The sequence below is a fragment of the Mucilaginibacter sp. genome, from assembly GCF_965200995.1.
In the GTDB taxonomy this organism is placed as follows: Bacteria; Bacteroidota; Bacteroidia; order Sphingobacteriales; family Sphingobacteriaceae; genus Mucilaginibacter.
The window spans coordinates 1,259,054-1,272,614 of sequence record NZ_OZ241743.1 but is presented as its reverse complement, the minus strand read 5'-3'; the positions used below and the strand labels follow the sequence as shown (position 1 = coordinate 1,272,614).

Genomic DNA, 13,561 nt, shown 5'->3' with positions numbered 1-13,561 from the left:
AACTCAATTATGTGTCCCTCCCGAGGGACAAGATACACTTCCTTTGTTAGGCCTGTTCAACCACCCTTCGAGTGCCTCAGGATGACAGCGTTATATACGTGTTAACAGCTTCTAAACATTGTCATTTATCTATTTTAAAGCGTATTGCTTAACCTCAACTCCCTTTGTATAAACTTTCCCTTTATCATCAATCAGAATACAATGATACTGCGGGTACTTCTTTAACAAGTTAAAGCCTTTAATCTTACCCAGCACCATAATAGAGGTGCTAAGGCCATTGGCTACTTCGGCACTGGGGCCAAATATGGTAACGCTGCTGGTGCCGGTGGCCGGGTAGCCGGTAGCCGGATTGATAATGTGGGCATACCGCTTGCCGTTAAATACCACAAACTTTTCGTAGCTGCCCGAGGTAACCACGGCGCTTTGCCTGAGCGGCACTACGGCAAAAATGGTATCCTCGCGCATGGGGTTGGTTATGCCTGCATTCCAGGGGCTGCCATCGGGTTGCCGGCCCCAGGTGCTCATATCGCCCGAGCCGTTTACAATGCCTGCTTTAATGCCTTTGGCCAGCATCATGTCACGGCAGCGGTCGGCAGCATAACCCTCGCCCAGGGCGCCAAAGCCGATTTTCATGCCTTTGCGCTTTAAGAAAACAGTAGAGTTTTTAGAGTCAAGTATAATGTTCCGGTACCCTACCTTTTCTACTGATTTCTTAATGGCTTGGGGGGTAGGCATGGCCGTCATGGAGCCATCAAACTTCCAGATGCGGTCCATGGCGGCAAAGCTGATATCGAAGGCGCCATTGGTGATTTTTGAAAGCCGGATGGCCCGCCGGGTAAGGGCAAATACTTCCGGGCTTACCTTAACCGGCCTGATGCCTGCATTGCGGTTCACTTCAGATACCTGTGTCTGTGGTTTCCAGTCAGAGATCAGGTACTCTATCCGGCTGATCTCTTTAATACAGGTATCAATGTTTTGCCCGGCGGTGAGTGAATCCTTTGCTACAATGGTAATATCAAAGCGGCCGCCCATGAGCAGTGTGGTGCGTTTACGCAGTACCTGGGCCTGTGTACCCAAACTCAAAAAAAATAGAATTAAAGGTAAATATTTCATTAACAAGTTGTAATTAATGTATGTCTGTACGTCAAAATTAATCTTTAAGAAGCTAACTGTATCGCAGTTTAGGCAACTGTAATAAATAAGCTATATTAGGCTGCCCATTTATTAGCCTCTATAAAACCGTAATCAAGGAATGAAGCAATTAACTAACAGCGACTGGCTGGTATTTTTGATATACTTTATTATTGTATCTGTATACGGGCTGGAGGTAGATGCCTCAATGTTCCGCACCAACCGCGCTTTTACGGCCGGTGCGCTTATTGCTGCCGGCATTGTAGTGGCACTGTATACGCTGTTTTGGTAAATAACAATCGCCCTGTATCTTAGCAGCCATAAAACTGTTAGCATGATTCCTGATTTAGAACAGACGTTCAGGTGGTTTGGCCCTTCCGATCTGGTAAGCCTTGCGGCCATCAAGCAAACCGGAGCTACGGGCATTGTAACCGCGCTGCATCACCTGCCCTGCGGGGAGGTATGGCGTGCCGGGGAAATTGAAACGCGCAAGGCCATGCTAAGCATGGCCGGTTTCCGGTGGTCGGTAGCAGAGAGTGTGAACATTCATGAGAGTATCAAGACCGGCCGACCGGAGCGCGACCAGTCCATTGATTACTATATACAAACGCTCCGAAACTTAGCGCAGGCCGGCGTAAACACGGTATGTTATAACTTTATGCCGGTACTGGACTGGACACGTACGGATTTAGATTACCGCCTGCCTAACCAGGCCTCGGCATTGCGTTACCATGCACCCGCGATGGCAGCGTTCGACTTATACCTGCTGGAACGGGAGGGGGCCGGATCGGATTACAGTGAGGAGCAACGAAAGGCAGCCAAGATATACCTTGATGGTTTAGGTAAAGCCGGAACTGGGCAATTAACCCAGGTGATACTGGCCGGCCTGCCGGGTACCGGCGAGGTGTATACCCTTACCCATTTTAAGGAGCTGCTGAAAAGATACAGCGGGATAGGCAGCCAGGCGCTTAAAGCCAATCTATCCTATTTTTTACAGGCCATCATTCCACATGCCGAAGAAGCTGGTATCCGGATGTGTATTCATCCCGATGATCCGCCTTTCCCGATACTGGGCCTGCCGAGGGTGGTATCCACCCATCAGGATTTGCGCGAAGTAGTAAGCGCCTGCCCGTCTGTAGCCAACGGGATCACTTTATGCACCGGTTCGCTGGGGGCACACCCGGCAAACGATATTCCGGCTATTATTGCGGAGTTAGGTGCGCACATCCATTTCCTGCACCTGCGCAATGTGCAGCGCGAGGCCGATGGCAGCTTTTACGAAGCCGATCACTTAGGCGGCAGCACCGATATGTATGCCGTGATGAAAGCCATTGTAGCAGAACAGCATAAGCGGCAACTTGCCGGCCGTACGGATGCGGCTATACCGATGCGGCCCGACCACGGGCACAAGTTGCTGGATGATTTTAATCACGATACTTATCCCGGCTATTCTGTTACCGGGCGTATGAAAGGGCTGGCCGAACTGCGCGGCCTGGAAATGGGTGTTAAAAGAAGTTGCTATCCAAGTATTGAAACCGAATGAAGCCGGGCAAGGTATTGTGTTTTGGAGAACTGCTGCTGCGCCTCACGCCCGATGCCGGAGGCGCGTGGTTACAGCATAACCGCCTGCCGGTATTTGTGGGCGGGGCAGAGTTAAATGTAGCTTCGGCTTTGGCCCTGTGGAACATTCCCTCGCGTTACTTTACGGCCCTGCCTGAAAATGGCATGTCGGCCCCTGTAATTGCCCATCTGGAAAGTAAGGGGATCGACATATCGCAGATTTTATATCATGGCAACCGCATCGGCCTGTACTTTTTAACCCAGGGGCAGGATTTAAAGCACGATGCCCTTATTTATGACCGCGCCCATTCGGCCTTTGCCGCATTGCAGCCGGGAATGATAGACTGGGATGCCGTACTGGATGGCGTAAGCTGGTTTCATTTCAGCGCCATCTGCCCGGCCATCAGCCAGCAGGCAGCTGAGGTTTGCCGGGAAGGATTGCAGGCGGCTTTGGCTAAAGGGATCACCACTTCGGTTGATTTAAACTACCGGGCAAAGCTGTGGCAATATGGTAAAGCGCCTAAAGAGATAATGCCTGATCTGGTGCAGTATTGCAATGTAATAATGGGTAACCTGTGGTCGGTTGAAACAATGCTGAACATTCCTGTTTTACCTGAGATTCATAAAGTGGGGCAGCAGCATGTGTATTTAGAGGAAGCTCAAAGAATGTCGGAAGAATTGGCGCGCCGCTATCCCAAATGCCAAACGGCGGCTTATACCTTCAGGTTTGATGCCGGGCAGGAAATCAGCTATTACGGGGCGCTGTATACGGCGCAGCAACTGTACAGTTCCAAAACATACACCGCAACAAATATTACAGACAAGGTAGGCAGCGGCGACTGCTTTATGGCCGGGCTGATTTACGGCATGTATAACGGCTGGCAACCGCAGCAAACGCTGGATTACGCCACTGCCGCCGCCTATACCAAACTGTTTGTAAGCAGCGATACCACCAATAAAACCACACAAGAGATACAACAAGCCATTAACCAGCATGAATAACAAGCAAACTATTTTAGATGCCATCATCAGCCAGGGGATGCTGCCCTTGTTCTTTTATCCCGACCCGGAAGTAAGCATTGCTGTAGCCCGTACCTTATACCGGGCTGGCATACGGGTGCTGGAATATACCAACCGGGGCGGGGCGGCACTGGAAAACTTTAAGGCGCTTAAGCAGGTGCAGCTTAACGAAATGCCCGACCTGCACTTGGGTGCAGGTACAGTAAAATCCAAAGCAGAAGCCGAAGACTTTATAGCTGCCGGCGCCGATTTTCTGGTATCGCCCATTGTGAATGCTGAAGTAGCTGCCTTAACCGCACAGGAGCAGATGTTGTGGATTCCTGGCTGTATGACACCCACCGAAATTTTTACCGCACAAAACCACGGTGCGCTGCTGATCAAACTATTCCCGGCTAATATCTTAGGCTCGGAGTTTCTATCCTCTGTTAAGGAATTATTTCCCGGCCAGCTATTTATGCCTACCGGTGGTGTTGAAATGGAAGCGCAAAACATTGCCGGCTGGTTCAGGGCCGGTGTATGCGCGGTAGGCATGGGCAGTAAACTCATCAGCAGGCAGGTGCTGGAAGAGCAGCGGTTTGACCAGCTATACGCCGATACGCAAAAGGCGTTGCAACTGGTACAATCGGCCCGGTAGCCGATACCCAACTGTGTTAGCCAATTTGGTGAATTGAAACAGGCACTTTCATTACTGCCGGGGTTCGTCGGCATTCATTGGTGCCGTATGTTCATCAATATAATGCCCCAGATTTTGATATTGTAAGTAGCGTTGCGCATAAACCGGTGCAGCTTCGGGGTTTGGCTGGTATGCTATTCCGAAACCCCGCCCCATAGCCTTCATAGCGGCTTCAGTATCCGGGTAGATGCCTGCTGCGGTTGCCGCAAACATAGCAGCCCCCAGGGCGCAGGTATGCTCAAACTCATGCACACGAATGGGCATCCCTAATACATCGGCCATCATCTGCATAATAAAAGGGGACTTTTTTGCTACCCCGCCAATCCCGATTACACCCTTTACCGGTATGCCCTCGGCTATAAAACGCTCCACAATGCTCTTCGCGCCAAAACAGGTGGCCTCGGCCAGCGCACGGAACAGCCGCGGGGCATCAGTGCCTAAGTTTAGGCCGGTAATGGCGCCTTTCAGTTCCTGGTTGGCATCCGGGGTGCGGCGGCCGTTAAACCAGTCCATCGCCAGTTCGGTTGCCGCATCAGGTGGCAGGGCCGCCGCCTGGCGGTTAAGTTCGGGCAGTAACTGGTCTTCCATTTCTTCAATTAAGGCTGCTGTAGTAGCCTGGTCAATTAACTGCGTTTTATGTAACAACTGCTGCAACGGCCAAGAGAGCAGTTGTTTAAACCAGGCATACGTATCGCCAAAGGCCGATTGGCCTGCCTCCAAACCAATCATACCCGGAATAATGGAGCCATTCACTTGTCCGCATATGCCCTTTACCTGTTTGTTTTGTAAATCGGCAGGCGGCACCACCAGCATATCGCAGGTGGAGGTGCCCATTACCTTGCTTAAATAATAAGGCTCAATTTGTCCGCCTACGGCGCCCATGTGGGCATCAATGGCGCCCACGCCAATTATTACATCTTCGGATAAACCCAGTTTGCCAGCCCATTCGGTGCAGAGCTTACCTGCCGGAACATCAGCAGTGTAGGTATCCTTAAACAGCCGCCCGGTGAAACCCTGAAGTAAAGGGTCAATCGCACTAAAAAAGTCGTCGGGTGGTAGGCCGCCAAATTCTTCGGCCCACAAAGCCTTGTGCCCTGCGGCGCAACGGCTGCGTTTCATCTGGTCAATATCCGTACCTCCGGTAAGCAGGTAAGAAATCCAGTCGCAATGTTCCACCCAGGAGTAACAGGCCTGGCGCACCTGCTCATCGGTTCGCAGCACATGCAAAAGCTTGGCCCAAAACCATTCTGATGAATAAATACCGCCCACATATTTAAGGTAATCGGTTGCCGATGATGCATTATGGTCATTAATTTCCGCAGCTTCGGGTATAGCGGTATGGTCTTTCCATAAAATAAACATGGCGTTAGGGTTTTCCTCAAAGCCCGGCAACAATGCCAGCGGAACCCCCGCCTTATTAACAGGGGCAGGGGTAGAGCCGGTGGTATCTATGGATATGCCTTTAATTCGCTCCGCGATGCCTGCGCCGCCGGCTTTTTGTATACAGTCGGTAATGGTACGTTCCAAACCTTCCAGGTAATCGGCCGGGTGCTGCCTGAACTGGTTAAGGCCGGCATCGCAATACAACCCCTTCTTCCAGCGGGGATAAGTATAAACCGAGGCCGCCAGTTCTTTACCATCAGCCGTATCTGCAATTACAGAACGTACAGAATCGGTTCCGTAATCTACGCCAATTACAAGGGGAGTGGAGTTCATTTTTAAAAGTAGGTAAAGTATTGTATGATAAAAGAATCTACTATTGCCGATATCCGGCCTTCTACTGCTGGTTATAGCTAACGGGGCCTTTTCAAAAACTGTAAAGATATAGCGGTACCTGCGCCCAGCGCCGCACCTGCGGCTACATCGGTTGGGTAATGCACGCCTAAATACATACGCGAATAACTGGTAGCGCCCGCCCATAAAAACGATGGCGCAATTACATACCATTTAGGGTAGGCAATAGAAAGCGCCGTAGCCGTAGCAATAGTAGAGGAGGTATGCCCGGAGGGGAACGAAGTACTGCCTGCCCGGTACACCGGTACAATACTGATGTTATGAATAAAGGGCCGCTGGCGCTTTACTACGTGCTTAATCAGCATGGTTATGCCGTAGGAGATGAAGGTGCTGCTGGCCACGTACAGGGCATTTTGCCGCATTTCCTTATCATTGCCGGCTATGCCGCCAATGAGCAGCCCGGCAGGCACGCCAATATCGCCCACCCGGTAATATTTGGATAAAAACATAAATACATCAGTTTGGGCAGGTGTGCGGTGATCGGCCAAGTCAATAAGAATGCGGTCGTCAAATTGCTGAATGCGGCTTTGTGCATTAGCCGGCACTGAGGGCAGCAACAGCAATAAAAACATAACCACAACAATTACATTCCTGATATACACAGTGCTGATTTTTGATGCTGCCATACAAATGCTTTGTTAAAAGTACGAATAAAGAATGCCGGTGCACCTGTTTTGTTTAGTACTGCTGCAAAACAAACATTTACCGTGTACCAACGCTTAAGCTAATACTTTGCGTTATATTTAATGTATTAAATTATTATAGCCGCTTACATGCCTGAAATTGAAATGAATTATCAGCCTTTGTTAGAACAGGTGCAGCAACATGTGCTCGCCCTGTTTAATCAGCAAACCAATAGCCGGTTTTATTACCATAACAGCGCTCATACCGAAAACGTGGTAAATGCTGCCATTCAGATAGCCAATCACTATCAGTTAAGCGATGAAGACTTTTTTATAGTTACTGCTGCCGCGTGGTTTCATGATACCGGTTATTATAAGGACTGTGCACAGCACGAGAGCTGGAGCGCACAGCTGGCCGGCGATTATTTGCTTACCTTAAACCTTGATAATACAGTTATTGAAAGAATAAAAGGCTGTATTATGGCTACGCAAATGCCGCAGCGCCCTGCAAACCTGCTGGAGCAGATCGTATGCGATGCCGATTTATACCATTTGGGCGCCGCCGGGTTTATGGATAAAAGCAAAGCCATGCACAAAGAGGTAGAGGCTGTAAAAAATATTACCATCTCTAAGCATGACTGGCGACAGAAAACCATTGCATTAATGGAGCAGCACCAGTACCATACTGACTACTGCCGCCTGCTGCTGGCTGATACCAAAGCGCAAAATTTAAAGGAACTGAAGAAAAAAGAAGCAGACTGGGAAAAGAAAAACGAACAGCCCTTAACCCCGCTTCCGGCAAAGGAGGGTATTGAGCAAACGGCAGCCCAAACAACTGAAAAGGCAAAGGAGAAAAAGAAGGAACGGCCGGATAAAGGGATTGAAACCATGTTCAGGGTAAGCTCTGGTAACCACCAGCGCCTGAGCGATATGGCAGATAACAAGGCCCATATCATGATCACTGTAAATTCCATTATACTGTCGGCCATATTAAGTTTGCTGCTGCGCCGGCTGGAAGATTATCCTTACCTGGTAATTCCTACGGTATTTATACTGATCATCAGCCTGCTGGCCATGGTATTCTCCATTCTCTCCACCCGTCCCTCCATTCCTGATGGTGTGTTTTCGGAAAAGGATGTGGACGATAAAAAGGTGAACCTGCTGTTCTTTGGTAATTTTTACCGGATGAGCCTGCAGGATTATACAGCGGGCATGAACAAGGTAATGAGCGACCGCGAATTTTTATATGGCAGCCTGATTACCGACGTATACTCGCAGGGAGTAGTGCTGGGCAGAAAATACCGCCTGCTGCGCATTGCTTATAATATATTCATGTACGGCCTTATTATTTCGATAGCCGCATTTATTGTAGCCATATTAATCAGTGGAAAGCGTTAAACCGATGGTTCCTCAATTTTACAACCGCGATTTAAGCTGGCTGTCATTCAACGAGCGCATTTTGATGGAGGCCGGGCGCACACAGGTCCCCTTGCTGGAACGCGTTAAGTTTTTGTCTATCTACTCTTCTAATTTAGATGAGTTTTACCGGGTGCGTATGCCGGTGATGAACGCTATGCATCACCTGGCCTCAGTACATCAGGAAGATGCTGACCAGCGTGCCGAAATTATTATCTCGGCAAAGCAGATGATTGCACAGCAGCTGGAGCGTTTTGGGCGGGTGTTGAGCCGGGAGCTATTACCCTTACTGCAAGAAGCAGGAATAAAACTGGTGTATCAGGCGGCCATTCCCGAACTGATACAGGCCGAAGTAACTGATTACTTCTTCAGCCAGGCGCTGGCGTTTATACAGCCGGTACAGCTGGGTACTGATATTTCCTTCTTCCCCGAAAATAATAAATTGTACCTGCTGGTGCAGGCGCTAAACCAGCAAAATAAGGAGGAATTATGGGTGGTTAACATTCCGTCTGATGTGCTGCCCCGCTTTTTTACCGTAACTAAAAACGGGCAGCAGTTTATCGTGTTTTTAGATGACATCATCCGTTTTGGTTTTACTAAATATCATACCCGGGTAACCCTGCAAGGCACCTACAGCTTTAAGGTTACCCGCGATGCAGAGATTGATTTTAAGGATGAATACGTTGAGGAGGTAACCGCCGAACTGGAAAAGCAGCTGGAAAAGCGCGACTCGGGTTTGGCTACCCGCTTCTTGTACCAGCCGGATATGCCCCTGCGCCTGCTGTATTTTTTAAAGCAGTTGTTTAGCCTGCCTGCAGGCGGCATGGTAGCAGGCGGCACTTACCATAACCTGAAAGATTTGGCTGCCTTACCGGTAAAACGGCCGGAGCTGCTGTACCCTGAATGGCCGGGCGCAAGTTACCCGGCAGTGCAGCAGGCCTCATTGCTGCTGGATAGCATAGGGCGTAAAGATTTGATCTTTCATGCGCCTTACCAGTCCTATAATACCATCCTTCGTTTTTTTAACGAAGCGGCCATCAGGCCCGATGTAACCGAAATTTACATTACGCTGTACCGTGTAGCAAAAGACTCCCGCATTGCCAGCGCTTTAATCAGCGCGGCTAAAAACGGTAAAAAAGTACAGGTGGTAGTAGAGTTAAAGGCCCGGTTTGATGAAGCCAATAACATCAAATGGTCTAAGCAAATGAAGGCGGCCGGTATTAAGATCATCTACAGCCCGGCCTCGCTTAAGGTACATGCCAAAGTAGCGCTGGTAAAACTGACCGATGGTGGCCGTACCCGTTACCGGGGCCTGCTGGCTACCGGCAATTTTAATGAAGCAACGGCTGCTTTTTATACCGATCATATCCTGCTTACCTCAAACCCCTTGTTGTTGCGCGAGGTGGAACTGCTTTTTATGTTTTTAGCGCAAAAGCGCAGGCAGGTTGATGTGAGTACTATTGTATTTGAGCATTTACTGGTAGCGCAGTTTAATCTGCAGCAGGCGTTTATCCGTCTTATTGATGAGCAGATTGCCATTGCCCGGCAGGGCAAGCCGGCTAAAATTATCATCAAGCTCAATAACCTGGAAGAGAAAACGCTGATTGCCAAACTATACGAGGCATCGGAGGCAGGCGTGCAAATTTCGCTGATAGTGCGTAGTATATGCAGCCTGATACCGGGCGTACCGGGCATGAGCAGTAATATCAAGGTAGAAAGAATAGTAGACCGTTACCTGGAGCATGGCCGCGTGTTTGTTTTTGGTGCCGGTGATAACCCCGGGGTTTACCTCGGTTCGGCCGACTGGATGAACCGGAACATTTATCACCGCATTGAAGTATGCTTTCCGGTATATGACCAGCAGGTTAAGGATGAACTTCTGAAATTAGTAGATTTGCAGCTTGCTGACAATACCCAGGCTGTAAACCTGAACGCGCAGTTACAGAATGTTGCCCGGAAGCCACTGAATACACCGCCGGTGCGCTCACAGCAGCAAATTTATGAGTTATTGAAAAACAATGCCTTGTTGCCCATACGCTGATATTAATGAAAAAGCTGAAACCGTTATACGCATTGATCGGAGCAGGGCTGCTGATAGCCTTGCAGTTAATGGCCTGTTCGCAAAGTAAACAGAAAGAAAGCTACGCTAACCCGCCGGGCTACCACCTCAATAAACCCATTAAATGGACCATGCCGGAGGACTTGCTCGAAATATCGGGTATCGCCTTTAATAACGGTAATGCAGATACCGTTTATGCAGAGCAGGATGAAGACGGCAAAGTTTACTATTTTCACCCCGGCGATAAGCACATTGAACATACTAAATTTGCCAAGCAGGGCGATTACGAAGATATAGCCATTTTAAACAGGCAGATATTTATCCTGAAAAGCAATGGTAAGCTGTATCGGTTTCCATTGGATGGTATAAGTCGGCAAAAGCCGGTAAATGTAAAGGAGTTTAAGAACCTGCTGCCCGAAGGGGAATATGAAGGCCTTTACGCCGATCCGTCTTTGAACCAGTTACTGGTACTTTGTAAGAACTGCAGCATTGAAAAAAATTCGGAAAGTAATACCGTTTATCTGTTCAGCATTAAAGGGGATACCTTACAGGCGGCCGGCCAGGCAGCCCTGGATGTAAGGCGGATTACCAGAATGGCAGGCAAGAGCAAGATTAAATTCAAGCCCTCCGCTTTGGCCAAAAGCCCGGTAAGCGGGCAATGGTTTGTTTTGTCATCGTTCAACAAACTATTGGTAGTTGCTAATGCGCAATGGGCGGTAACTGCGGTATATCACCTCAATCCGGGTGTTTTTTTACAGCCCGAAGGCATCGCCTTTGATAAGGCCGGTAATTTGTACATCTCAAACGAGGGCGATGAATTATCGCCCGGAAATGTTTTAATGTTTCCGTTAAGTAAAAAACAATAACGGTGTTAAACAGCCACCGCCTGCCAGCCATAGTATGGGTTGATACAGGGCTATAAGAAAGAATAAAATGACAAGTGATACCTTTTACATCAATCCTGCCCTTTCAAAGGTTACACCTGTTGAGTATGAATTGTCTTTTGAGCCCTTCATCAGGTATTTAAAGGAAAGAATAAAAACAGAAAAAACAATTAAGCTTAAACTCTATGAGTTTATACTGGATACTTTTGAGGCATATACGGCCAACGTAGCCGAATGTATTGATACGGATAATGTAAAAACGCACCAGCAGTTGCTGGAACTGATGTTTGCCGCCCTTTCGCCGGCCATTGTAAACGAGCAGGAGTATTTGTGGGCCTTGGGTACGCCGGTGCCCAACAAGGTATTTTACAGTACTGATGCCTTTCGCGACTTTGCCATAACTGATCTGGCTTCTAAAACCAAAACTTCGGCAGCTACAGATGCCGAGTTACTGAAGCAGCAGCACCTTGATTATATTTACCGGCTTATATTAAAGCGGCTCTATAATTTTACATCGGCGCTGAATAATGATATTTATTATACGCGCCTTAATGCCGGAACCGGCCTGTACCGGTATTACAAGATACACGCCGATACCACCTTTATTGATATTGAAGTTAAAGGCAGCCTGCCCGAACTTACGTTTGAGCATATTGAACCTTACCTGCATAACGAGGCCGGCGCCGAAGCATTGATGGAGGTATTACCCCTGAGCCTGTTTAAGTTTAAGGGCTTTGCCGTAATTACCTTGAATGATGTTACCGCCCGCCATGCCATTGACGAGATCAGGGATGTAATCATCAGCCATAATACTAATGATGATCATTTATACGAGCAGGTAATTCAGTTACTCAAAACACTTACCGAAGATCCGGCTATTGAATTTGGCCTGATGCCGCTGCTTAAGCTTAACGGTACTGCGGTGTATGATGCCGGCATGTGCACTAATAGTATACTGATGCAGGCGGCACAGCAGTACGGGGATGTGCAAAGTGTATTTAAGGATATGGCCGAACGCTATGAACTGCACCCTAAAGCGGTATATTACCCTGTTATTACCCCAGGCCGTATAGCGAGGCACCCTTACCTGGGTTTGCTGAAGCAGGCAGGCGTTTGCTCTTATGCCCGTATACCGCTGCTGTACCACAGGCACCTGGCGGGCATGCTCGAAGTTTACGCCTATCAGGGCATTGAGTATACTGAAAACCTGCTGTCGAAAGTAGACTTTGCCCTGCCTTTGCTGGCTCAGATGGTGCAAAACAGTATAGAGCGCTTCAACGTAAGGATAGACCAGGTGATTAAAGAAAACTTTACCTCGCTGCAGCCCTCCGTACTGTGGAAGTTTAACGAGGCGGCCTGGAACTACATCAGGCAGGAACGCGAGCACAGCAGCGGTTTAAAAATAGAAACTGTTGCCTTTAAGGAAGTGTACCCGCTGTATGGCGCTATTGATATACGCAACTCCACTATGGAGCGCAATACCGCTATGCAGATGGATTTACATAACAGCCTCACCAGCCTGCTAACCGTAATAAACAGGCTGGATGCTTATATAGAAGAAAAAGAACTCAGCCGGCTTATTGAAACCTGCAACCAGTGGATAGCCAAAATTGAGGTTTCGGTAACTGCCAGTGATAAGATCAGGATAGACAGTTTTTTAAATCAGGATGTGCCAAATGTGCTGCTCACGGTAAAGCGCCAGCATACTGATGCTGCACAATTGGTAGATGAATTTCTGGCAACTGCAAATATAACCTGCGAAGGCCCTGTGTATGCGCACCAGCATCAGCTCGAAACTTCAATACGTTTAATTAATACGTCCATTAATAAATATTTTGAGCGGGAGCAGCAGCAGCTGGAGTCTATCTACCCCTGCTATTTCGAAAAGTTCAGGACCGATGGTGTGGAGTATGATATTTATGCAGGCCAGGCCATAGCGCCCGGTCAGCCGTTCAGCCAGGATATATTAAGCGCTATCCGGTTGTGGCAGCTTACCTCTATGGTAGCTATTACCCGCCTCACTCAAAAGTTACAGCAGCAAATGCCGGTAAAGCTGCAAACCACGCAGCTTGTTTTTATACACAGCTCGGCTATTGATATTAATTTCAGAAACGACGAGCGCAGGTTTGATGTGGAAGGGGTATACAACATCAGGTACGAGGTAATAAAGAAACGGATAGATAAAGTAAGGCTGAAAGATAGCAACGAGCGGCTTACCCAGCCGGATAAAATAGCCCTGGTATACTTAACACGGGCTGAGGCTGATGAATACAAGGGGTACATTGGCCGGTTGCAGCAACAGCAAATGCTTACGCCTGGAATAGAAGAGCTTGAACTGGAGGAATTGCAGGATGTAAAGGGGCTGAAGGCCTTACGGGTAAGCGTTAGGTATGAATAAGTT

The 13,561-nt window shown here is 48.5% G+C and carries 11 protein-coding genes; 8 read left to right on the top strand and 3 right to left on the bottom strand.

All coding sequences use genetic code 11. The features are described 5' to 3' along the window. Window positions 1-129: 129 nt before the first annotated feature. On the bottom strand, window positions 130-1,113 hold the full coding sequence (locus ACY652_RS06080; protein ID WP_462267144.1) for an FAD:protein FMN transferase: 984 nt from the start codon (window positions 1,111-1,113) through the stop codon (window positions 130-132). 139 nt (window positions 1,114-1,252) lie between these two features. On the opposite strand from ACY652_RS06080, the gene ACY652_RS06075 reads away from it, so the two are divergent. From ACY652_RS06075 to ACY652_RS06060, 4 genes are read left to right on the top strand one after another with little or no spacing between them, the layout of a single operon-like run. Then, window positions 1,253-1,423, top strand: coding sequence for a hypothetical protein (locus ACY652_RS06075; RefSeq protein WP_462267143.1), 171 nt, complete (start codon window positions 1,253-1,255; stop codon window positions 1,421-1,423). Window positions 1,424-1,465: 42 nt separating this feature from the next. Continuing rightward, entirely contained in the window at window positions 1,466-2,674 is a 1,209-nt protein-coding gene (gene uxuA, locus ACY652_RS06070; RefSeq protein ID WP_462267142.1) for a mannonate dehydratase, read from the top strand. Further along, window positions 2,671-3,693 carry a PfkB family carbohydrate kinase gene (locus tag ACY652_RS06065; RefSeq protein WP_462267141.1) on the top strand — a complete coding sequence of 341 codons (1,023 nt, stop codon included), beginning with the start codon at window positions 2,671-2,673 and terminating at the stop codon, window positions 3,691-3,693. Before uxuA ends, ACY652_RS06065 begins: the two co-directional genes overlap by 4 nt. Next, window positions 3,686-4,345: a bifunctional 4-hydroxy-2-oxoglutarate aldolase/2-dehydro-3-deoxy-phosphogluconate aldolase gene (locus ACY652_RS06060; RefSeq protein WP_462267140.1), complete on the top strand. Its 660-nt coding sequence runs from the start codon at window positions 3,686-3,688 to the stop codon at window positions 4,343-4,345. Before ACY652_RS06065 ends, ACY652_RS06060 begins: the two co-directional genes overlap by 8 nt. Before the next feature lie 51 nt (window positions 4,346-4,396). On the opposite strand, the gene ACY652_RS06055 is transcribed toward ACY652_RS06060, so the two are convergent. Together ACY652_RS06055 and ACY652_RS06050 are read right to left on the bottom strand one after the other, a co-directional pair. After that, the gene (locus ACY652_RS06055) at window positions 4,397-6,100 is read right to left on the bottom strand and encodes a ribulokinase (protein ID WP_462267139.1); all 1,704 of its coding nucleotides are present in this window, start codon (window positions 6,098-6,100) and stop codon (window positions 4,397-4,399) included. A 77-nt stretch (window positions 6,101-6,177) separates the two neighbouring features. Further along, window positions 6,178-6,804: a phosphatase PAP2 family protein gene (locus ACY652_RS06050; protein ID WP_462267138.1), complete on the bottom strand. Its 627-nt coding sequence runs from the start codon at window positions 6,802-6,804 to the stop codon at window positions 6,178-6,180. Between the two features lie 147 nt (window positions 6,805-6,951). Here ACY652_RS06050 and ACY652_RS06045 point away from each other — a divergent pair, with 147 nt between their 5' ends. The 4 genes from ACY652_RS06045 (at window position 6,952) to ACY652_RS06030 (ending at window position 13,558) form a co-directional block, all read left to right on the top strand. Next, window positions 6,952-8,199 (top strand): Pycsar system effector family protein, encoded by a 1,248-nt coding sequence (locus ACY652_RS06045; RefSeq protein ID WP_462267137.1) that lies wholly within the window; start codon window positions 6,952-6,954, stop codon window positions 8,197-8,199. A gap of 4 nt (window positions 8,200-8,203) precedes the next feature. After that, entirely contained in the window at window positions 8,204-10,258 is a 2,055-nt protein-coding gene (gene ppk1 / locus ACY652_RS06040) for a polyphosphate kinase 1 (protein ID WP_462267136.1), read from the top strand. Window positions 10,259-10,263: 5 nt separating this feature from the next. Beyond that, a complete protein-coding gene (locus ACY652_RS06035; RefSeq protein WP_462267135.1) occupies window positions 10,264-11,142 on the top strand; it encodes an SdiA-regulated domain-containing protein in 879 nt (292 codons plus the stop codon). A gap of 67 nt (window positions 11,143-11,209) precedes the next feature. Next, window positions 11,210-13,558 (top strand): hypothetical protein, encoded by a 2,349-nt coding sequence (locus ACY652_RS06030; protein ID WP_462267134.1) that lies wholly within the window; start codon window positions 11,210-11,212, stop codon window positions 13,556-13,558. Window positions 13,559-13,561: the final 3 nt, after the last annotated feature.